Source organism: Priestia megaterium (genome assembly GCF_009497655.1).
Taxonomy (GTDB): domain Bacteria; phylum Bacillota; class Bacilli; order Bacillales; family Bacillaceae_H; genus Priestia; species Priestia zanthoxyli.
This window is the reverse complement of the sequence record NZ_CP023317.1, coordinates 2,108,797-2,129,702: the sequence shown is the minus strand read 5'-3', so window position 1 is coordinate 2,129,702 and position 20,906 is coordinate 2,108,797. Positions and strand designations below refer to the sequence as shown.

The following is a 20,906-nucleotide window of genomic DNA, read 5'->3' as shown; positions in this document are numbered from 1 at the left end:
TGAATACATGAATTCGTACTGTGAGATGGTGTTTAATCAAATACACGTCAACGTCCAGTCTCTCACCGCGATCATTGATGAGGTTACAGAAGAAGAGCTTGCTTATCGTCCCCTCCCTCACAAGCGGTCTATTCAAGAGCTGCTGCAGCATTTATGTCTCATTTGTAGTGCAGACTATTCTATTTCCTCAGGCTACTCTGCAGATAAAATGAACGACTTTTATCTGCAGCATCCAGCTTATACAAAGCTTGAACTCAAAACAGCTTTAATAGATGGCTTCAATCAGCTAAAAGCGGCCTACTCTTCTTTTGACGAACGAAAGCTTTTTTCATTGCAAACGTCCTATTGGGGATGCACGTATACATGTTTTGAGTGGCTACTTGAAATTCAGTCTCATTTATACCATCACCGTGCAGAACTGTATACGCTTCTAACCTGTTACCGCAGAAAGGGATTGGATATAGTGCTTTTTGAGTGATATAGTTTTTCACTCTCTATATTTTCGTAGATTTTTAGAGGCTTAAAGGAAGCTTTTTTTATTTATTTACCATTTTCCATACATTATGAAATATAATAGGAGAAATAGTAATAGCTTTTGTATATAGAAAGCATTAAAAGAAAATGAGGTTGGGTTATGAGAGAAACAATTGTTGCAGCTTTAAAGAAAATTGAAGAAGATTACGACGTAAAGGTATTATACGCTTGTGAATCTGGAAGTAGAGCGTGGGACTTTCCATCTAAAGATAGCGATTATGATGTTAGATTTATTTATATTCATAAGAAAAATAATTATTTAAGCATTGACCCAATCGGTGTAGGTAAAAAGCGAGATGTAATAGAGCTACCTATTAATGACCTATTAGATGTTAGCGGCTGGGACTTAACCAAGACATTAAAACTTTTTAGAAAATCAAACCCACCTTTACTAGAATGGATGCAATCAAACATTGTATATTACAAGGCGTATTCAACATTTGATAAAATGAAAAAACTACATTCTAACATCTTTACTCCTACTTCTTGTATATACCACTATTTAAATATGGCTAGAAATAACTTTAGAGAGTATTTACAAGGTGACGAAGTAAAAATCAAAAAATATTTTTACGTTTTAAGACCCGTGTTAGCTGCTAAGTGGGTTGAACAATATAATGAATTCCCTCCACTAGAATTCCCTATTCTCTTAGAGAAACTGTTACCAGAAGGAGAATTAAAAGAAGAGGTTAGTAAGCTGTTAAAGCGTAAAATTAGTGGTGATGAGTTAGATTTAGAACCACGCATCAATGTTATTAATGAATTTTTAAACTTAGAAATTGGCCGTTTAGACAAATACGTCAGAACTTTATCTGTAGAATTAGATGACCCTACATATGAATTAGATCAATTGTTTAGAGATACTTTAGACGAAGTTTGGAACTAAGTATAAAACAAAAAGGCTTATCCCTAATGCAAGTAGCAGCGGATAAGCCTTTTATTTATAATTTCTATTAAAGCGGTATATTATTATTCGTATTTTTTGTTTCATTCAAATAGCTCTCCACATATATTTGTTCTGCATCTGTAGCATTTTTAATTCCATCCTCCGGACTAAATTCAATGTTTCTCATTATTGCTACACGATCTGCAATGTAACCCATTGCTAACAAAAACACTATACATCCGCCTGCCCATAGCCACATTGTCATTTTAATATCCCCTCTTTCTTCTTTAGTTCACCTAGCGTCGCGTAATACAGCATATATCCTCCGCAGGATAAAAGCCCTCCAACAAGTAAAATGGCAAGTTTTTTAATAACTATCCCCTCCACATTCTTTTAAACAAAACAGAACTAACAGATGATTCGACTTTATGTTAAACGTTTTTCCGCAAAAAGGAATTTAAATTAACATTCCCTATACTTACTATACGTTATAGCACTAATAAAAGTTTCAGAAAATTACATCAATAATTCCCAAGTTGATTTTCAACAAATCTTATTATAATTTTTTATGTTTCATCCTAAATAATTTCAAAACCGCTGCCAATCTATCTATAAAGCATTCGAGGCTTTACGCCGCTTCAATCAGATTTACTATTATTGCCAGGTGCATTAATTATGATGCCGATTGTGACTGAATGCATCAACCAATTACCTCAACATTTAATTTCTCACGGTACAGCTTTAAATAATACAATTCGTCAAGTTGCAGGTTCAATTGGTACTGCTATACTTGTTACAATTATGACGCAACAAACTACGGAACACCTCGCTAAAGCAATAACAACTTCGACTATAGCTATGGCAGTAACGATGTATTCTTATTTGCGACGCTATTGACTCTAATTGCGTTATTACTCTCTCTCTTCTTACGTACACCAAAGATCAATAGAGAGAAATAATAAAAAGCCGTTTCTTTGGTTAAGAAACGGCTTTTTATTTTAATAAACAATTGTATTTAAAGCATATATTTTACATTTGGATATCATATTTAGATTCAAATGCAGACACTTTTTCTTTAGCATCTAAAAATTGTGTTTCAACAGCTTTTGTGTTTTCTTCTAAAGTTGATTTATCCTTACCACTTTCTTTTTGTAGAACTTCTAGCATTTCAACTTGTTTATTTAATGACGAAGTTACGCTAGTGACTGCGGAATTCAATTGATTATATTCTTCAGTACTAAAGCTAGCTTTATATTTCTCCAACTCTTCCTTAATAAGCTTTATTCTTTTCATAGGCATTCCTTGTATAGACTTAATAGCCTCAGTTGCGTCTGCATCAATTTTTTCATAATCGTAGCTATCTGCATTAAAATCTTTGTCTAACTCAATAGTGTTCACCGCATTAAAGTGCTGAGTAATATCCGCTTTAGTTAACACAATATGCATATGAGTACCAATTGCAGCCTCGTACACATCTACTGCCGAACCATAACGCTTCTGAGCTTTTATTGCTTGATCATTACTTAAATGGTCTATCTCAGTTTTTAAGTCTTTTACATGTTTGTCTAGTTCACCATCATCGCCCTGAAGAATATTCTTGCTTTCAATTGACTTTGCTAGTATGTTAAAGTCTGCTTCAAAAACAAGATAATCATCAGATTCCATATATCCTTTTTCTTTTGTATATTCTTCATACTCACTCTCTAATTTAGAGAGTTTTTGTTCGAGTTTTTTCTGCTCTTTCCCCATTTGTTTCTGCTCTTGCTTAGCAGATCCTTGTTTTTGTTCTTCTTTCGTTGATCCACAAGCTACTAAACTAATAGATAGCAAAGATGCTACAAGTCCTAGGCCGATTTTTCTTAAATTCTTCATTTTTTCTCCTTTTTTTGGTATGTAGTTTTTTCACCAAACAATGATAGCATATATTATGTACTCCAAAAGAACGATTTTAGAAAAATTATCAAGTTTTCTATAGATAAACCATTAAAAGCAACAGTATTTTATCTGTTAGTAGCAGCTTTAAAAAATCTCTTATCCTCAGTTTTACGAACAATTGCTTAATTATTAGACCTTTTATCTGACGCGCAACGAAACTAATTAGAAAAAAAGTAAAAACCGTTTCACTGTTTAGAAAACGGTTATTTACTTTAACATATAATTCTATACTTAGAGTTAATTTGATATTTCACCCCCTATTTCTGATTTAAAATAATAAATTTGTAATCTTTTTAGCGGGTTTACTTGTTTTTTAAAATATAAATTAACCATTTTCTTCATAAAAATAGTACTATTTTCAAAAGGAATCTTTTATTTCTCCTGAGAATAGTACTACACTATATTAAATAACCTTTATTTTTGTTTTAATTGTATAATATGTATCTGCTATGAGTCCTACTGCAAGTCCACTAATCATCCCGTACGGTAATACACCTGGTACATTTTGATAAAAAGTGCCGATTAACATTGCAGCTAGGATGCCGAAAAGTACGCCTATCACAATATGCGAACCAAACTTCACCTGTTTTGCGGTATACATTCTTCCTCCTCCTCACTTTTTTTCCATTATATCACAACAGTATCGTTTATTTAATGATAACTGAGCGAGGAATGCGAATGTAATAAAACTGTAACCTTATATAACTATTTTAGTATTACTCTTTTGGCGAATAAAATGTCATATGAGGCTTTTCTTCTTGGTAATACGCTAAACGGTCTTGGAGCGTACCAGTATGAAATTCAAATTTATGACCGTCAGGATCCGTAAAATAAATAGATTTTTTGTCTCTCTCGTCACGATTTCTTCCAGGTAAGATATTTACATTATGCTGTTTTAACAGCTCTTTTGCTTGGTCAAAGCTTTCAATGGAAATAGAAAATGCTAAATGAGTATACGAATACTGAATTTCTGATCTAGGAATATCTTTTTCTTCATTTAACGCGAGCCACAATCCATTTAGACTAAAGTAAGCGGTGGACTTTCCTTCTACTAAAAGTTCCGCCCCTAACACTTTTTGATAAAATGTGATGGACCGTTCTAAATTTGACACAGAAAAGCATATATGATTAATTCCTTGAATCATCTTTACCCCTCGCTTTCTAGAAAAAAGTACTTCTTTCTATTATATAACTTTTCTTTTAGCGTCTATTTTACTGAAAAAACATACTTTTTGCCATGTAAAGAGCTACTCCCCAAATCATACATGCAGAAAACTTATTGACCCAAATCATTATTTTCCCATTCGAATCCATTTTCCCTACCGCTTTTCCGGCAAAAGCTAAGGATAAAAACCATATCCATGAAACGCATATCGTAACGAGCGTAAAAATCCATTTTTCTTTTCCACTGTATAGCAGAGAATTTGTTCCGATTACGCCCATAATATCCATCAGCGCGTGAGGATTTAGCAGAGATACAGAAGCAGCAAATAAAATTTGTGCTTTCACCGTCATCCCTTCCTTTACTGACGTTTTTGAAGGTTCGCTCTTCCACGTCACAAAGCCCATATACGCTAAAAAAAGAAAACCTATTCCAAAAATAAGCGCTTGAAAAAATGAAAAAGCAGCGGCTACTGCTGAAACTCCCAGCACTGCTACTAGAATTAAAATCGTATCACAGACAGAAGCCGTTACGACTACGGGAAGCGCCTGTTTGATCGTTCGTTGATTTGCTCCTTGGTTAAAAACAAACACATTTTGTACTCCTAAAGGTAAAATCAAACCGAATGCTAACAATAAAGCATGCATAACCACTGTAAACATATTACTCTCTCCTTCCTCTTTCATCTTACAATTGACGTACCCTGTTGTCTCCATCCAAGTTTTGATTTATAATACCAACCAAATTACAAAAAGGTGGTATCACATGAATTGGATTCCAGATCCGGCTGATAAAAAGCCAATACACAAACAAATTCAAGAGTATATGAAAGAGAAAATTACAAATGGAGAGTGGCCTATTGGAACGAAAATTCCTTCGCAGCGCCATTTAGCTGCTAGCTTTTCTGTAAATAGAAGCACGGTGGTGACGGCAACCGAAAACTTAATTGCTGAAGGACTTCTCAGTGGAAACAAAGGTGGTGGCACCAAGGTCATCAATAATACGTGGAGCTTACTCGCATCAGCTTCTCAGATGAACTGGAATTCGTATGTAGAAGCAGGAATCTACCAACCAAATTCTCCGACTATCCGCCGTATTAATGAAGCTGAATTTCAACCGGGCATTATTCGTTTAGGTACTGGAGAGTTAGCACCTGACCTGCTTCCTTCCCATCAGCTTTCGGAGCTATTTGGCGGAATGAAACATAGAAGCGTACACTTGGGCTACGAGCCTCCAAAAGGCAACTATGAACTGCGACAAGAGTTAGCCAAGAATTTAAAAGAACGGGGAATTGAAACGTCTCCGTCGTCCATTTTAATTGTATCTGGTTCACTTCAAGCGCTTCAATTAATTTCAATAGGCCTTCTGCCTCCAGGTGCCAATATTTTAGCTGAAAAGCCTTCTTATCTGTATTCTCTACCATTGTTTCAGTCCGCAAAAATGAAACTAATGGGCATTTCGTTAGACAAAGAAGGAATTCATTTATCTTCATTAAAAGACCAGCACGAAAAAGAAAAAGGCACAGTTTTATATACGATACCAAACTTTCATAACCCCACCAATGTGACGATGAGCGAACAAAGGCGTCAAGAGCTGCTTCGCCAGTGTGAAAGAATGCATTTACCTATTATTGAAGATGATGCGTACGGAGAGCTTTGGTTTCATTCACCGCCTCCGCTTTCATTAAAAGCTCGAGATAAAAATGGAATGGTTCTTTATTTAGGAACGTTCTCTAAAACATTCAGTCCCGGATTTCGAATTGGATGGATCGTTGGGCCTGAACATGTAATTGAGCGATTGGCCGACCTTAAAATGCAAGTTGACTACGGAGCCAGTTCCTTATCTCAATGGGCAGCTGCTGAAGCTCTAAAAACCGGAATTTATGACAAGTACGTTGCCAGCGTACGCTATAAATTAAAAGAAAAATCTCAGCAAACGCAGGCTATTTTAGAGAAGCATTTAAAAAGGCTTGCTACGTGGAATACTCCGAGCGGAGGTTTTTATTTTTGGCTGACGCTGCATAAGCCTGTTTCGATGCGGAAATTATTTAAGCACTGTCTCCACGAAGGAGTTCTGTTAAATCCAGGCGCATTGTATGATCATGAAACGTCACAGCATATCAGAATATCCTTTTCTTATGCAACTCTTGCAGAATTTGAATACGGCATCAAAACAGTCGCAAAAAGCCTTAAGAATCTTTACAAGTGATTCTTAAGGCTTTCTTGTGTTAACGGCAGCTTTATCAAAAAAGTGAGCTTATTATGCTGACGCTCTGCTCGTATCTCTCCTTGATGCAGCTGAATGATTTGTTTTGCAATAGCCAGTCCTAAACCTGAACCATTTGCGTCCGTTCTTGATTCATCACCTCGATAAAATCGATCAAATAACTTTTCCACCTCAATTTTTTCACTGATGTTAATGCTGTTCCTAAAGGAAATTACCAACGAATCCTCATCAATTTCCTGATTCACCTCTAATACGGAAGGCTTTTTGCTGTACTTCTTGGCATTTTCGAGCAAGTTTTGAAAGACTCTTACCATTTTTTCTACATCAATAAATGCATGCCATTCACAAGCAAAGTTAGTCTGAACGTCAATGCCTTCTCTTTTTAACATCGGCTCGTACTCTCCTATTACCTGCTGAAGCAAACGTTTCATATCCACTTCATTTCGCTGAAGCTGAAAATCCGGACTCGTTAATTTTGTATAGTCAAACAACTCGTCTATTAAATCCGTTAAATAATTTGCTTTTGAATCAACAATATATAAATAGCTATCTAATGTTTCATCGTCCATATTTTCTCTTTTTTTGATTAAATCGAGGTATCCCACAATGGACGTTAAGGGCGTACGCAAATCGTGAGACACGCTGGATATTAGCTCATTTTTTGCTTGTTCGATTTCTCGTTCCCGATCAAACTTTGTACGAAGCTGTGCAGACATTTTGTTAATATTTTGACTCAATTCAGCCAGTTCATCTTTTCCTCGCACATGGATGGTTGCGCCTAAATCTCCATTTGATATTTTTTGAACCTGTTCGGAAATTTCTTTCAGGTAACGAATATGGGAACGAATAAGTACTAAAAAAACAAAAATAAAGACCACAACCGCCATAGAAATAAGCCCAAACGCCAATAGATTATATGCAGAAACATTCATTTTCTCTTCTTGTATATACCTGCTTAAAACAAGCCTAGCAATTAAAATAAAAGTTAAATTGGTGACCAAAAAGCTTATAATCACAGCGAAAAGAAGCTTTACACTTAATTTTCTCATATCCTGTATCCTACGCCCCATATGGTTTTAATATAAATAGGCTTTTTCGGATCATCCTCAATTTTTTCACGAATCTTTGTGATATGAACCATTACGGTACTATCCGATTTAAACGCGTCTGCTTGCCACACGGCTTCATATATTTTCCCCATGCTCATTACCGTTCCTTTGTTGCGTGCCAGCAGCTCTAAAATATCAAACTCTTTTGGTGTTAAACGAATCTCTTGACCGCGCACAAAGACAAGGCGAGTACTGCGGTTAATTTCCAAATCGCCAATTTGAATAACGTCACGCTCAGCGCGTTCATTGTATTTTTTATAGCGTCTAATTTGTGATTTCACTCGTGCGATGAGTTCGAGTGGGTTAAATGGTTTTGTTAAGTAATCATCTGCTCCTGCTGTTAGACCAGAAATTTTGTCCATATCTTCTGACTTAGCCGAAAGCATAATAATGGGCATATTTTTTTCTTCACGTATTTTAAAAGCAGCGTCGATTCCATTCATCTGCGGCATCATAATATCTAATATAATTAAATCTACTTCTTGTTCCTCTAAAAGCGCTAAGCCAGATACAGCATTAGAAACTTTCAGCGCTTCAAATCCTTCATTTTCTAAGTAAATAGCAATTAAATTACGAATTTGCTCATCATCATCTATAATTAAAATTCTGTCTTTCATTTACAAACTCCTTATATCCCATTCTTTTCGCATGTAAAAATGTATGCGGGAGGAACGTTTCTCCACTCTTTTTCGACTTTAATATGCGGAAAAAACGTGCGAATTAACTCTTTTTTTAAATTTGTATACTGAAACGTAATAAATTTCCCTTCATTAGCTAATACACTTCGCGTGTTTTGTAAAATACCGTCTGACACTTCAGACGCTAAAGAAGCAAAAGGAAGACCTGATAGTACGTAATCCACTTTTGAAATATCATACTGGATCAAGTACTTTTGAACATTTTCAGCCGAGCCGTGTATCACATACACATTTTTTTCATCTCTTACTTGTTCTTTTACTTTTTCGTAAAAATGCCGATTGTATTCGATAAGAAGTAAAGTTGTACAAGCGCTTCGTCTTCTTATCAATTCACGGGTAAAAATTCCGGTTCCTGGCCCGTACTCTACTATACAGGCTGCATGTTCAAAATCAATCCCTTTCACCATTTTTTTCGCTAAGTGCGTAGAGCTTGGCAAAAGCGCTCCTACCGTTCGCGGCTGGTGAAAATATTGATACATAAAAGCTAAATTCATTTTCTATTCCTTCTTTCTACTCTTTCTTTCTAGAATAGAAAAAAAATCTAAAGAAACGTTAAGTAAATTTCTTAAGAATTCTTAAGAAAACAAAAAGGAGGATGGGACATAACGGAATTAACCCAATCTAAAGACGAGCAAATTGGATTAATAAACTCATATGGATTGCTCTTGACACCTCTGTTGATTTCCGTGCAAGACTTCGCTTTCCGCGGCCGGCCGATGAGCCTCCTCGTCGCTTACGCGCCTGTGGGGTCTCATCTGTTCCGCTTTTCCCGCAGGAGTCTTCTACCTTGCCCTCCAATCAACAGCTAGAAGCGGTGAAACCAACGTTTATAATAACAGTAAAAAATCCGAATGGTCAGTCAATAATACCGATTGATTATTCGAATTTATCCTTAACTAAAATATTTTTGTCCAGCCTCGATTACTCGTTTAAAAGATAATTTATCGTAAATAACATCCGCTATTTAAATCAAAGGTAGCTCCTGTATAATGTTTTGCTTGAGGACTCAGTAAAAAAAGAACGGTATCTGCCACGTCTTGAGTCGTAACAAAGCTTGGAATCAGCTGATGATCGATGTATTCATTTTTGCGCCACTCTGGAATATTTTTCATCATATCGGTATTTACCATTGTAGGTGCTACGGCATTCACACGGATATAAGGAGAAAAATTCATTGCACAGCTTTTGGTTAATCCTAATATCGCTGCTTTAGACATTCCATATATAGCATCGGAGCTTCCTTCCATTCCTGATACGGACGATATATTAATAATTGCTCCTTCTGTTTCCTTTTCCATTAATAATTCGCCAAAGTATTTGGAGAAATAAATATATCCTTTAATATTAATGTCCATCACAAAATCTATTTCCTTTTCTTCATAATCCAATAAATTTTTCCCTAAATACACGCCTGCATTATTAACTAATCCATATAAATTTTTATCTTTTATTTGATAGAAAAGATTTCTTACGCCCTTCCCTTCTTTAACATCTATTACATACGTTTCAATATGACCTTTCGTATCTTCAGCTAGCTGTTTCAAAGCTCCTTCATTACTATCACAAGCAATAACTGAATAGCACTTCAACACACACTCTTTTACAATTTCTTTGCCAATTCCAGCACCTGCACCCGTGACGATTACCCATTTTTCTTTCATCTCTACACCTCTTATCTACTTTCTGTTACACATACTTGTTATGTAAATATTCAAACATTCATTATACCATTATTTTCTATATAGACGTCCCTTTCTTACGCTCTTTTTTAGCTTACCTGACAAAGCGCGTATAGTTTTTTATGGGAGTGATAACGATAAGACAGTACATTATTTCAAACAAGAAAGAGATGATAAAACGTGGCAAAAGTACTTTATATTACAGCTCATCCTCACGATGAGTCTCAATCATTCAGTATGGCAACTGGAAAAGCATTTATCGATGCTTACAAAGAGCACAATTCAAGTGACGAAGTTGTACATATTGACCTTTATAAAGAAAATATCCCTCATATTGATGCAGATGTATTTAGCGGCTGGGGCAAACTTCAGTCTGGCTCGGAACTCTCTTCTCATGAACAGGAAAAGGTCAATCGCCTTGCAGAATTGAGCGAACAGTTTGTAGGAGCGGACAAATATGTTTTTGTAACGCCTATGTGGAACTTTTCGTTTCCACCGGTTATGAAAGCTTATTTAGACTCTGTAGCCGTAGCGGGTAAGTCATTTAAATACACGGCCGAAGGTCCGGTTGGACTATTAACAGATAAAAAAGCGCTTCATATTCAAGCACGCGGAGGCATTTATTCTGAAGGTCCTGCAGCTGATATGGAAATGGGGCATCGCTATATTGGAATTATGATGAATTTCTTCGGAGTACCTTCGTTAGACGGCATTTTTGTGGAAGGGCATAATGCAATGCCAGATAAAGCCCAAGAAATTAAAGAAAAAGGAATAGCTGAAGCAAAAAAACTTGCCCAAACTTTTTAATATAAAGAGGCTGTAACAAAAATATTTTGATTGAAGGAAGATCCGAACGAGGACTTGAGACTCTTAATGGAGCATCAACTTTGTTCGGATTTTTCTGTTGGTAAAGTGAACGTAGCTTTCATGCATGGTGGCTGCTTCCAGCAGTTAATTGGAGGGCAAGGCGAAGACTCCTGCGGGAAAAGCGGAACAGATGAGAACCCACAGGCGCGTAAGCGACGAGGAGGCTCATCGTCCGCCCGCGGAAAGCGAAGCCTTGCACGGAAATTAACTGCGATGTAACAAGCCATTCATACTAGATCATTTATCCCGTTTGTTCGTCTTTCGATGGAAGTGATTTCGTTATGTCTAAGTCTCTTTTCTACGCAAAAAAGCTTTCTCTTTCCCTTTCGATCCACCTGTCCATTTCTCGATCACTTTTTTCTACAAGTCTGTTAACGAGGATATCATGCCAAATATAGTTTTCAAGTAAATTAATGTTAACTCCGTTATTGGTATAGTAAGCCATTTCTTTATGACCATAAATCATTTCACTGCTGTCAACAGATATAATAAACCAGTTTTGATTCCCAATATTTTCGGTATAGCTTGTATGGCGGTGCCGGTCAAATTCCTCCATCGCTTCATCTTGTTCAAACACAATTCCTTTTAGTGTGACACTCTCCCTTAGCTGTAATAAAAGAAGCTTCAACTCATTATAAATATCAGGCCAAAGCGAGATGACAATTTTATTTTTTGCTTTTAACAATAGCGACTCACAAAAAGCAAGAATGGCTGTTTCTCCTCTCATCGTCATAACCCGGCTTTCTTCTATAGACTCTGCAGCTTCAAGACGTTTAAGCGTTTCGCTAACGTCTTCATACGTTTCGTTCCATTTTTTCTGCAGCGAATGCAAAAAAGCATCGACGGGCAGCGACGTGTACTGGGTGCCATCATTACTCTCTTCTTTTAACACCATGCCTTTTTCCTCTAGTGTTTGTAAAATATCGTATACACGCGCTCTTGGCACACCTGAATGTTTACTAATGCTATAAGCAGTGGAAGATCCTTTTTTGACAAGCGTCACGTATACTTTTGATTCATACTGATTAAATCCAAGCGACTGCAGCTGCTGAATAATATTTTCCATAAAGGAAACCTCCCTGTTTTTTAAGTTATTTGAAATTTTCATCATTTACATATTTACAACTGCTTTTTATATAGTTACTATTTAAGTAGTCACTATATATATATTATGACATGAGGAAGGTGCTTTATGGAAGAATTAAGTTTACAGATTGTTCTTTTGCTTTTACTCTTTGGTTTTTTAGCTGCATTCATTGACTCCGTAGTGGGCGGAGGCGGTTTAATTTCTACACCCGCTCTTTTATTTTTAGGCCTGCCGCCCGCTGCTGCCTTAGCTACAAATAAATTAGCTGGAACGATGGGCGTATTAACGAGTACCATTCGATTTGTCAAATCCGGAAAAGTCGATTTTCGCGTTGTGGGTAAATGGTTTCCTTTTGTATTTATTGGCTCTTTGGGAGGTTCAATCACCGTTCATTTTCTATCCTCTGCTTTTTTGAAACCTGTTATTTTGATTCTCCTTGTTTTAGTTGCTATTTATACAATCTTCAAAAAAAACTGGGGCACCACGTCCACGTATAAGCCGCTGTCTATTAAGAAACTTATTTTCTTTACTGCACTTATTTTTATTATTGGCTTTTACGATGGATTTTTAGGAGCAGGCACAGGTTCATTTATTTTATTTGCTTTTTTATTTATGGGATTTGATTTCCTGCAGTCAGCAGGCAGCGCAAAATTTTTAAATTTCGGCAGTAATTTAGGTGCTTTGCTTGTATTTCTGTATTTTGATTCTGTTGTATTTTCTTACGGATTAATTATGGGGTTTGCGATGATCGTGGGTTCTTTCGTTGGATCAAACGTCGCTTTATCAAAAGGCGTGACGTACGTCCGAACGCTTTTTATTCTTGTCACTTTAAGCCTTATTAGCAAAAACATATTCGACTATGTAAATCAGTACAAATAGATCAATGGTTTCTTTAGAACTATAACAATAAACTTATATATCTATTAGATTAATAAAACCACCTCTTACTATTTTCTTATTTTTAGGTAAATGTGTAAAAAGACACTAAAATTGTTGTATACTGATCGATGTTGTTTTACATAATTAGAAATATTATACAGAGGTGAACGTTTTGTTTAAGAAATTTAGGTTTTTATGGTTTATTTTGCTGATCTTTGCACTTATTTTTGTCAAAAATACGGTCTTTTCTTCTTCAGAGAACGCCGCTGAGACGCTAGCAACGTCAGATGTTCCACAAGCCGCAGCTACTTTCAAAGAGGGAAACAATCAGCAGGACGGAGTCATTATTCAAAAATATCGCAAACAGCTAGATGCAGCACAGAAAAAAAATGACGAAAAAGCTACTAAAGAAATACAAGAAAAAATTTATGAAGACGGAAGACAGACGGCACTAAACTTTTTACCGCGCAATAAATTTCAAAGAGCTTTTTCTCAGCCTTCGAAAAAATCGGCCGATGACATTTATAACTTTCTAATTGCCCAAGTAGGGTTTGGAGGATATGATTCTCTTTATCAAGAAGCAATAGCCGCAAAAAAAGAAGCAGCTTCTTCTACTGATGAATTAAATATGAGTGGCATTCAAGCTAAAACTGCTGCACTTACATACGGCACACTCGCACAAAGAGAGCAGCTGCTTGTTACAAGTCTTGCCTATGACTTAAGCAGCGTAGGCGTCATTTCTTCCGATACAGCTAAAGGTATTGATAAAAAAGCTACTCATATGCTAGAAGTTAGAAAAGAAGGAATAAATGCCGCGATGCAAGAATAAGCGAAACAGCTCTTTTCTTCTTCCTAATAAAAACGTGTCCGCCTGTTTGGCGAACACGTTTTTTTGTTTAATAAATAATAGCCTGTACGCTCATTATTGTAACGGTTAAAATAAGAATCACGTTTCCTATAATTAACCACGGCTTTGCGCTTCCTCTTCTACCTTTAATAGCCGTGATTAGTCCAGCAATGGGCAATAAAGCCATAATGATGACCCAAATTTTACGAAGAATGCTGGAATCCAAATAAAAACCAAACTGCATCATCGCAAATAACACGACTGTAATAAGGAAGAAAAGTGTAGGCACAGCTAAATGAATGCCTCTTGGTCTCATTGAGTAGTACACAACATCACTTTCTTTCTATGTAAAATCTTACGTAAAATAACGTTATCATTTACACAGAGTTTTGACAACTTTTTGAAGGATTTTGTCAACAAATTTTAATAATCCAGAAGAAATCACTTCTCATTCAGCTGCCCGAAGACTGCCGGAAGTGCAGAAATAACGTCACTTGCTAACATATCTATCATTGTATGCCCCTGATCGAGCAGCACATCCGCTGCTTTTCCATGAACATATACCGCATTGCTGATTGCTTCTTGAAGAGAATCATGCTGCATAATAAAAGCGAGGATGATTCCGGTTAACGTGTCACCCGTTCCACCTTTTGCAAGTCCTGCGTTTCCAGTGGTATTTACGTATTGTTTTCCATCCGGCGTTGTAACGATCGTGTTTGGGCCTTTTAATACAAGATACACACCATTTTCCACTGCGTATTGGCTAGATATCGAAAATCGATTTGCTTCTACTTCTGCGATTGTTGTATCCACGAGTCTAGCCATTTCTCCGGGATGAGGTGTTAAAATCGTTGCGTGTTCTCTTTCTTTTACTTCTTTCATCAAATCCGGCAGATGAAAAAGAGCATCTGCGTCGATTACAACAGAAACGGGCTGTTGAAGTACTTGTTCGACAACTTTCTTTGTTTCTTCCGTTCTCCCAAGCCCTGGTCCAACTGCAATTGCATCGTACTTTGCTTCTTCTAAAGGAATCTCGCCTGCAAAAAAGCCATCTTTGCTTGGGCATGGCTTATACATCACTTCTAACATGTGAGCAGCTGCAATCGCATGAATATCATTCGGAAGCGCAAGCGTTAAGAGCCCTGCTCCGCTTGTGAGTGCTGCTTTTGACGTTAGCATCGGCGCTCCGGGTGTTTGAAGTGAACCTCCTATTACGATTCCTTTTCCATGTGTACCTTTATTGGACGAAGCATTCCGAATGGGAAAAGATTGTTTAATATGCTGAGTTGACCATACCTCTTTAAGGGATGAGCTTTTTCCAATTGCTAGCGGTGGGATACCGATATCTACTACAATCAATTCACCATAGCTTTCTTTGCTCGGGTATGTAAATGCCGTGATCTTTGGCTGCTGAAGCGTAATCGTAGCATCTGCACGTACCGTAAGCTCTTGCTTCTGTTCCATTACTCCACTTGGGACATCGATGCTGTATATGTAAGCCTTAGAGTCGTTTATTTTTTTTATAATGTTATCATAAGGAGATTTGATGCTGCCTTTTACGCCTATACCTAATAAACAATCAATAAGGACCGTATACTTTTTTACAGAGAAGTTGTCTCCCGCCGATTGCCACGCGAATTCAGCATTTTCATAGATGATCATGGCTTTTTTAGCTGCGCCTTTTATTTTCTCCCGTGCAGGAACTACCCAGACGTCAACTTCATAGCCTTTTGACTTCAAAGCACGGGCAATAACAAAGCCGTCTCCTCCGTTGTTTCCCGTTCCTATAAGCAGCCCTATTTTTTCATATTTTTCGATTCGCTCACTCAGCGCGTTTGCAGCAGCCTGTCCGGCATTTTCCATAAGGGACTCTTCACTCATCCCAATTGTATTCGTCATATAATCATCTACTTGATACATCTCTTGATTCGTTACAATTCTCATTATGCTGCTCCTTACTGAAACGGAAATGGTTCGTCTGTATTTACCGTTCCTTTTATTTTCGTTATAGTTAATTGTTCTCCTTTCACCCAATCCTCAAACGAGAAAATAAGAGGTTTTGCTTTTCGTCCAATTCCCACAATGACTTGCAGCGTCTCCGGTACATATGCCACTGTATGAAGCGTTCCAGCAGAATTCCGGTAATCTTCTTTAAAAATACCGTATTCACCTTCATTAAATAAAGAAAAAGCTTCAAGAGGCGATAGCTTTTTTTCAATATGATCTCGAATATGATCGAGCCTTTCCTTTGACTCTACCAAATGATGACGATTTTCTTCGACCAGCTGATTAAAATGGTTCGTACACCCCATCATCGTTCCTCTTTGTACATGAACGCCTCGTCCAGATGCTTCGACTACTGCTCCCTGTCCGCTGCGGTCGTAAATGGAATAATTAAACGCATGACGGTGCGGTGCCCTTTCTAAAATAGCAACAGCCTCTTCTGTCGTTTCACATGTTTCTAAAATAAACCGAGCAAGCGTACAGCAAATAAATCCGTTCGTTTGACGGCGGCGATTAACAAAATGATAGCCAATTGCTAATCCTTTTTCGTTCATTCCATCCATTCGCCCAATCATTCTTGTTCCAAACCCGACGCTTGCATATCCTTCATTTGGCTGAAAAAGCAAAAATCGACCTTCGTACGTTTTCGGATGATAATCGTAATTCCGCACATACACACCGTGCTGCATAAGAGCAGAACATCCCGTTTTCTTCCACTCTTGCTGATACCCGCTGTACTCATGTATGACGTCTTCAAGAGGCCAATCTAAGCCTTCTGCTAAGCCCAATAGCTCGTCCCACAGTCCGGGAGCAAATAAGTCGTAATAATGACGAGCTTCTTTTGCTATCGTTTGATAGCTTCGTAATGAACGTTTTCTTCTTTTTTGATGATTTTCAAACAGCTTTGTTCCTTTATGTGATTCCCCTTGCATTTTACCAAGCTCTCGGTAAGAGCCTCGCCCTTGAATAACTTCTACCTGTATTTCTTTCACTTCTATCACTCCAATTTTCCAGTACCTTTATTGTGCAGCAAGCGCTCTATTCTTTGCAACTTTCTCCTCTCATAGAACGCTCTTCCTTTGAATACAGTTATAAAGAAACAGGTCGAAAGATTGAAAAGCATTATCATAAGAGGTGATCATATTGCTAAAGGAAGTTCAGCTAGAGATTCAGCGAAGAATCGCCTATCTGCGCCCAACACAAAAAAATGACGGGTCATTTCGCTACTGTTTTGAAACAGGCGTTATGCCTGATGCGTTTTTAATTATGCTTCTTCGCACCTTTGATTTAGATAAAGAAGTGTTGATTAAACAATTAACCGAACGGATCGTTTCCCTTCAAAATGAAGATGGTCTTTGGACGTTGTTTGATGATGAAGAACACAACTTATCCGCTACTATTCAAGCTTATACAGCTCTTTTATATTCAGGCTATTACCAAAAAAATGACCGGATTTTGCGAAAAGCAGAAAGATATATTATAGATTCAGGAGGCATTTCTCGCGCTCATTTTCTCACAAGATGGATGCTTTGTGTTAACGGCTTATACGAGTGGCCAAAGCTATTTTACCTCCCGCTTTCTCTTTTGCTCGTGCCTACCTATGTACCGCTTAACTTTTATGAACTAAGCACCTATGCCAGAATTCACTTCGTCCCGATGATGGTAGCTGGAAACAAAAAATTTTCACTTACTTCTAGGCATACACCTTCTCTTTCTCATTTAGATGTAAGAGAGCAGAAACAGGAAGCGGATGAAGCTGCTCAAGAATCACGCGCTTCTATTTTTTTAGTCGACCATTTAAAACAGCTGGCTTCTTTACCTTCTTACATCCACAAGCTTGGTTATCAAGCAGCCGAGCGTTACATGCTAGAAAGACTTGAAAAAGATGGAACACTCTACAGCTACGCAACCTCTACTTTTTTTATGATTTACGGTCTTTTGGCTCTTGGCTATAAAAAAGATTCGTTTGTGGTTCAAAAAGCAATTGACGGTATTTGTTCACTACTTAGTACATGCAGCGGTCACACGCACGTAGAAAACTCCACGTCAACCGTTTGGGATACCGCCCTGCTATCTTACGCTCTACAAGAAGCAGGTGTACCGCAGCAAGATCCCATGATTAAAGGCACAACTCGTTACTTAAAGAAAAGACAGCATACAAAGCTTGGAGACTGGCAGTTTCATAACCCAAATACAGCGCCTGGAGGCTGGGGATTCTCCGATATTAATACGAATAACCCTGACTTAGACGATACGTCTGCTGCTATTAGAGCTCTTTCTAGAAGAGCGCAAACCGATACAGATTATTTGGAGTCTTGGCAAAGGGGCATTAACTGGCTGTTGTCCATGCAAAACAAAGACGGGGGTTTTGCTGCATTTGAAAAAAATACCGATTCTATTTTATTTACTTATCTGCCGCTTGAAAACGCAAAAGACGCAGCAACGGATCCGGCTACTGCCGATTTAACCGGTCGAGTGCTTGAGTGCCTCGGAAACTTTGCCGGTATGAATAAATCCCACCCTTCGATTAAAGCTGCAGTAAAATGGCTGTTTGATCATCAATTGGATAACGGAAGCTGGTACGGCCGGTGGGGTGTTTGCTACATTTACGGAACGTGGGCCGCTATTACTGGACTCCGTGCTGTAGGAATTTCCGCTTCTGATCCGCGTATCATCAAAGCCATCAATTGGCTCAAAAGCATTCAACAAGAAGACGGCGGATTCGGAGAATCATGCTATAGCGCTTCTTTAAAAAAATATGTGCCACTATCGTTTAGCACTCCTTCTCAAACGGCTTGGGCTCTCGATGCTTTAATGACAATATGTCCATTAAAAGATCGAGCAGTTGAAAAAGGAATTAAATTTTTACTGAATCCAAATCTTACAGAACAGCAAATTCATTATCCCACGGGAATTGGTCTTCCTGGACAATTTTATATTCAGTACCACAGCTACAATGATATTTTTCCTCTTCTTGCACTTGCCCACTACGCAAAAAAACATTCTTCATAAAGGGGTTGAGACATGACGAAATGAATCCAATCTAAAGACGAACATATAGGATACATGAGCTCCTATGGATCGCTTGTGACACGGCAGTTGATTTCCGTGCAAGGCTTCGCTTTCCGCGGGAGTCTTCGCCTTGCCCTCCAATCAACTGCTAGAAAGACTTACACACATGAAACCTATGTTTACCCTAACAAAAAAACGAACCACGAATCAAACATCTTGATCAATGGTTCGTTTTTCACTTTGTCTAAAATCCTTTTATTCCAGCCTCTTTTTGTACATAAAAGCAGGTTTTTTTAGGAGACAAGTGGAATACCTTTTTAATGTTGGGAAAGAAAGGATGCATCAAATGAATAATGTTTCACCACTTTTAAAAGGAAAAAACGTGATACTAAGAAAACCAAAAGACAGCGATGTACATGACTATCTAGCGTGCAAGCAAACAAAAGAGCTTATTCGTATGTACGGAGGCGATACCCGAAACTTAAAACCTCTTACATTACAAGATGCCAAGCGGCACGTCGAGTACATAAAGTCTCAAAAGCTGAATTGGTGTGTTGAATATCAGCAGCAGTTTGTTGGAGAAGCCCGGCTGACCGTTAACGAGTACGACCGGCGCGCACGATATGCTATTGGTTTATTCGATTCTTCCGTTTGGAATCAAGGGCTCGGCACTGAAGTTACAAAATTGGTGCTGGCCTACGCATTTGAACACCTTCACTTGCACAGAGTCGATTTACGAGTGCTCGAATACAACCATAGAGCCATTGCTTGTTATGAAAAATGCGGTTTTGTAAAAGAAGGAATAGAGCGTGAAGGTGCTTTTATTGAAGAAGCATTTCAGACAGATATTATCATGAGTATACTCGAACAAGAGTATTATCAGCTTTAGAGGAGAGAATCAGCTGTCATCATCGTACTTCTTTAAAAGTTCGTATAGCCCAAGCCTTTTGTGAATAAAGTAACATAACGATATAACCAAAGGAGCCAACGATGACAGCTTATGATTCCTCTTCTTTTGTATTTGTAACCATTGATAAACATGACATTGCTGCTTTTTTACTCATTGATATTATTTGCAGCACCACTATTTATGTAGCATGTAAACATTATCTCCACAATGAGCTTGTTTCCATTGCAAGCAGCGCTCTTTTTCCCATGGTATGTAAGAAGGTTTCTCGACGCTAGCTCAGCTTTTTACCGGTTCTTTTAATGACAGCCAAGTGCGTTCCTTCTGCTGCTGAATCTCTACGGAGTGATTAAAAAATTTAGAAAGATGCGGCTCAGTGAGCTGGTCTTTCGTTTTTCCAGAAGAAAACACTTCTCCTTGGCGCATACAAAGCGTATGGGTAAAGCAAGGCAAAATTTCTTCTACATGGTGAGTAACATAAATAAGCGTAGGAGCATTTGGCTGCTCTGCCATTTTTGCAATCAGCTGAAGAAGCTGTTCTCGGGCCATTATATCTAGACCTGTACATGGCTCATCAAGTATTAAAAGCTTTGGTGAAGCCATAAGAGCTCGAGCAATTAGCACTCGCTGGCGCTCTCCTTGAGAAAGTGTTCCGTAGGCCTGATTTTGTAAATCTTCGCAATTTAGCAGCTTCATTAATTCTATGGCTTGGTTCATATCTTTTTGCTCCACTTGTTCATATAACCCAATAGATGCAAATTTTCCGCTTAAAATCATTTCTACAACCGTATCGTCATCTCGAAACCGCTGTTGAAGCGAAGAGCTTACCCATCCAATTTCTTTTCTGAGCTCAGACAGATTTGTTTCTCCAAATTTCCTTGAAAGAACTTCTACTTCCCCTTTTGTAGGCCAGATATATCCGTTGATGATATTTAAAAGCGTCGTTTTTCCGGAACCATTTAACCCAAGCAAACACCAATGTTCCCCTTTTTCCACTGACCACGACACGCTTTTTAAAATTTCTTTTTCTGCTCGTTTTACCGAAACGTTGTTAATGTTGATCATGCTAACACT

Annotated in this window: 25 protein-coding genes and 1 pseudogene; 11 read left to right on the top strand and 15 right to left on the bottom strand. The window is 37.8% G+C overall.

Going from position 1 to position 20,906, the window contains the following annotated elements; genetic code table 11:
- Positions 1 to 7 precede the first annotated feature (7 nt).
- Positions 8 to 478: a DinB family protein gene (locus CEQ83_RS10700; RefSeq protein ID WP_034265804.1), complete on the top strand. Its 471-nt coding sequence runs from the start codon at positions 8 to 10 to the stop codon at positions 476 to 478.
- A 156-nt stretch (positions 479 to 634) separates the two neighbouring features.
- Positions 635 to 1,420 carry a nucleotidyltransferase domain-containing protein gene (locus CEQ83_RS10695; protein WP_098112563.1) on the top strand — a complete coding sequence of 262 codons (786 nt, stop codon included), beginning with the start codon at positions 635 to 637 and terminating at the stop codon, positions 1,418 to 1,420.
- A gap of 67 nt (positions 1,421 to 1,487) precedes the next feature.
- Here the strand turns inward: CEQ83_RS10695 and CEQ83_RS10690 are convergent, their stop codons facing one another.
- Positions 1,488 to 1,685, bottom strand: a complete 198-nt coding sequence (locus CEQ83_RS10690; RefSeq protein ID WP_098112562.1) for a hypothetical protein — start codon at positions 1,683 to 1,685, stop codon at positions 1,488 to 1,490.
- A gap of 332 nt (positions 1,686 to 2,017) precedes the next feature.
- On the opposite strand from CEQ83_RS10690, the pseudogene CEQ83_RS27790 reads away from it, so the two are divergent.
- Positions 2,018 to 2,251: pseudogene (locus tag CEQ83_RS27790) on the top strand (hypothetical protein); the annotation flags it as partial.
- A gap of 198 nt (positions 2,252 to 2,449) precedes the next feature.
- Here CEQ83_RS27790 and CEQ83_RS10680 read toward each other — a convergent pair.
- The 4 genes from CEQ83_RS10680 to CEQ83_RS10665 all read right to left on the bottom strand — a co-directional run bounded on the left by CEQ83_RS10680 (position 2,450) and on the right by CEQ83_RS10665 (position 5,179).
- Positions 2,450 to 3,292: a hypothetical protein gene (locus CEQ83_RS10680; RefSeq protein ID WP_098112561.1), complete on the bottom strand. Its 843-nt coding sequence runs from the start codon at positions 3,290 to 3,292 to the stop codon at positions 2,450 to 2,452.
- A 466-nt stretch (positions 3,293 to 3,758) separates the two neighbouring features.
- Positions 3,759 to 3,956: a hypothetical protein gene (locus CEQ83_RS10675; protein WP_016763981.1), complete on the bottom strand. Its 198-nt coding sequence runs from the start codon at positions 3,954 to 3,956 to the stop codon at positions 3,759 to 3,761.
- 115 nt (positions 3,957 to 4,071) lie between these two features.
- Positions 4,072 to 4,500 carry a FosB/FosD family fosfomycin resistance bacillithiol transferase gene (fosB, locus tag CEQ83_RS10670; protein ID WP_098112560.1) on the bottom strand — a complete coding sequence of 143 codons (429 nt, stop codon included), beginning with the start codon at positions 4,498 to 4,500 and terminating at the stop codon, positions 4,072 to 4,074.
- Positions 4,501 to 4,567: 67 nt separating this feature from the next.
- Positions 4,568 to 5,179: a LysE/ArgO family amino acid transporter gene (locus CEQ83_RS10665; RefSeq protein ID WP_098112559.1), complete on the bottom strand. Its 612-nt coding sequence runs from the start codon at positions 5,177 to 5,179 to the stop codon at positions 4,568 to 4,570.
- 103 nt (positions 5,180 to 5,282) lie between these two features.
- On the opposite strand from CEQ83_RS10665, the gene CEQ83_RS10660 reads away from it, so the two are divergent.
- Positions 5,283 to 6,725, top strand: a complete 1,443-nt coding sequence (locus CEQ83_RS10660) for an aminotransferase-like domain-containing protein (RefSeq protein ID WP_155017229.1) — start codon at positions 5,283 to 5,285, stop codon at positions 6,723 to 6,725.
- On the opposite strand, the gene CEQ83_RS10655 is transcribed toward CEQ83_RS10660, so the two are convergent.
- The 5 genes from CEQ83_RS10655 to CEQ83_RS10635 all read right to left on the bottom strand — a co-directional run bounded on the left by CEQ83_RS10655 (position 6,716) and on the right by CEQ83_RS10635 (position 10,211).
- On the bottom strand, positions 6,716 to 7,792 hold the full coding sequence (locus CEQ83_RS10655; protein WP_014460259.1) for a HAMP domain-containing sensor histidine kinase: 1,077 nt from the start codon (positions 7,790 to 7,792) through the stop codon (positions 6,716 to 6,718). The genes CEQ83_RS10660 and CEQ83_RS10655 overlap by 10 nt on opposite strands.
- Positions 7,789 to 8,469, bottom strand: coding sequence for a response regulator transcription factor (locus tag CEQ83_RS10650; RefSeq protein ID WP_028413486.1), 681 nt, complete (start codon positions 8,467 to 8,469; stop codon positions 7,789 to 7,791). Before CEQ83_RS10650 ends, CEQ83_RS10655 begins: the two co-directional genes overlap by 4 nt.
- A gap of 11 nt (positions 8,470 to 8,480) precedes the next feature.
- Positions 8,481 to 9,044, bottom strand: a complete 564-nt coding sequence (locus CEQ83_RS10645; RefSeq protein ID WP_028413487.1) for a class I SAM-dependent methyltransferase — start codon at positions 9,042 to 9,044, stop codon at positions 8,481 to 8,483.
- A 127-nt stretch (positions 9,045 to 9,171) separates the two neighbouring features.
- Positions 9,172 to 9,348, bottom strand: a complete 177-nt coding sequence (locus tag CEQ83_RS10640) for a hypothetical protein (protein ID WP_223546567.1) — start codon at positions 9,346 to 9,348, stop codon at positions 9,172 to 9,174.
- A gap of 143 nt (positions 9,349 to 9,491) precedes the next feature.
- The gene (locus CEQ83_RS10635; protein WP_028413488.1) at positions 9,492 to 10,211 is read right to left on the bottom strand and encodes an SDR family NAD(P)-dependent oxidoreductase; all 720 of its coding nucleotides are present in this window, start codon (positions 10,209 to 10,211) and stop codon (positions 9,492 to 9,494) included.
- A gap of 198 nt (positions 10,212 to 10,409) precedes the next feature.
- Between CEQ83_RS10635 and CEQ83_RS10630 the strand changes: the two genes are divergently transcribed.
- Both CEQ83_RS10630 and CEQ83_RS10625 read left to right on the top strand, forming a co-directional pair.
- On the top strand, positions 10,410 to 11,036 hold the full coding sequence (locus tag CEQ83_RS10630) for an FMN-dependent NADH-azoreductase (protein WP_028413489.1): 627 nt from the start codon (positions 10,410 to 10,412) through the stop codon (positions 11,034 to 11,036).
- Between the two features lie 66 nt (positions 11,037 to 11,102).
- A complete protein-coding gene (locus tag CEQ83_RS10625) occupies positions 11,103 to 11,315 on the top strand; it encodes a hypothetical protein (RefSeq protein ID WP_033578872.1) in 213 nt (70 codons plus the stop codon).
- Positions 11,316 to 11,394: 79 nt separating this feature from the next.
- On the opposite strand, the gene CEQ83_RS10620 is transcribed toward CEQ83_RS10625, so the two are convergent.
- Entirely contained in the window at positions 11,395 to 12,162 is a 768-nt protein-coding gene (locus CEQ83_RS10620) for a TrmB family transcriptional regulator (protein WP_028413490.1), read from the bottom strand.
- A gap of 126 nt (positions 12,163 to 12,288) precedes the next feature.
- On the opposite strand from CEQ83_RS10620, the gene CEQ83_RS10615 reads away from it, so the two are divergent.
- Positions 12,289 to 13,062, top strand: coding sequence for a sulfite exporter TauE/SafE family protein (locus tag CEQ83_RS10615; protein ID WP_013056888.1), 774 nt, complete (start codon positions 12,289 to 12,291; stop codon positions 13,060 to 13,062).
- A gap of 163 nt (positions 13,063 to 13,225) precedes the next feature.
- Complete coding sequence (locus CEQ83_RS10610) at positions 13,226 to 13,891, top strand: hypothetical protein (RefSeq protein ID WP_228123051.1); 666 nt, start codon at positions 13,226 to 13,228, stop codon at positions 13,889 to 13,891.
- A 67-nt stretch (positions 13,892 to 13,958) separates the two neighbouring features.
- Here the strand turns inward: CEQ83_RS10610 and CEQ83_RS10605 are convergent, their stop codons facing one another.
- From CEQ83_RS10605 to CEQ83_RS10595, 3 genes are all read right to left on the bottom strand, one after another.
- Complete coding sequence (locus CEQ83_RS10605; protein WP_223260155.1) at positions 13,959 to 14,237, bottom strand: hypothetical protein; 279 nt, start codon at positions 14,235 to 14,237, stop codon at positions 13,959 to 13,961.
- 113 nt (positions 14,238 to 14,350) lie between these two features.
- Positions 14,351 to 15,853 (bottom strand): bifunctional ADP-dependent NAD(P)H-hydrate dehydratase/NAD(P)H-hydrate epimerase, encoded by a 1,503-nt coding sequence (locus tag CEQ83_RS10600; protein WP_028413492.1) that lies wholly within the window; start codon positions 15,851 to 15,853, stop codon positions 14,351 to 14,353.
- Between the two features lie 11 nt (positions 15,854 to 15,864).
- Positions 15,865 to 16,905 carry a C45 family autoproteolytic acyltransferase/hydrolase gene (locus CEQ83_RS10595; RefSeq protein WP_155017228.1) on the bottom strand — a complete coding sequence of 347 codons (1,041 nt, stop codon included), beginning with the start codon at positions 16,903 to 16,905 and terminating at the stop codon, positions 15,865 to 15,867.
- A gap of 142 nt (positions 16,906 to 17,047) precedes the next feature.
- Between CEQ83_RS10595 and CEQ83_RS10590 the strand changes: the two genes are divergently transcribed.
- The 3 genes from CEQ83_RS10590 to CEQ83_RS10580 all read left to right on the top strand — a co-directional run bounded on the left by CEQ83_RS10590 (position 17,048) and on the right by CEQ83_RS10580 (position 20,110).
- On the top strand, positions 17,048 to 18,925 hold the full coding sequence (locus CEQ83_RS10590; protein ID WP_098112556.1) for a terpene cyclase/mutase family protein: 1,878 nt from the start codon (positions 17,048 to 17,050) through the stop codon (positions 18,923 to 18,925).
- A gap of 346 nt (positions 18,926 to 19,271) precedes the next feature.
- The gene (locus CEQ83_RS10585) at positions 19,272 to 19,814 is read left to right on the top strand and encodes a GNAT family N-acetyltransferase (RefSeq protein ID WP_028413495.1); all 543 of its coding nucleotides are present in this window, start codon (positions 19,272 to 19,274) and stop codon (positions 19,812 to 19,814) included.
- A 101-nt stretch (positions 19,815 to 19,915) separates the two neighbouring features.
- On the top strand, positions 19,916 to 20,110 hold the full coding sequence (locus CEQ83_RS10580) for a hypothetical protein (protein WP_013056879.1): 195 nt from the start codon (positions 19,916 to 19,918) through the stop codon (positions 20,108 to 20,110).
- Between the two features lies 1 nt (position 20,111).
- Here the strand turns inward: CEQ83_RS10580 and CEQ83_RS10575 are convergent, their stop codons facing one another.
- Positions 20,112 to 20,897 carry an ABC transporter ATP-binding protein gene (locus CEQ83_RS10575; RefSeq protein WP_028413496.1) on the bottom strand — a complete coding sequence of 262 codons (786 nt, stop codon included), beginning with the start codon at positions 20,895 to 20,897 and terminating at the stop codon, positions 20,112 to 20,114.
- Positions 20,898 to 20,906: the final 9 nt, after the last annotated feature.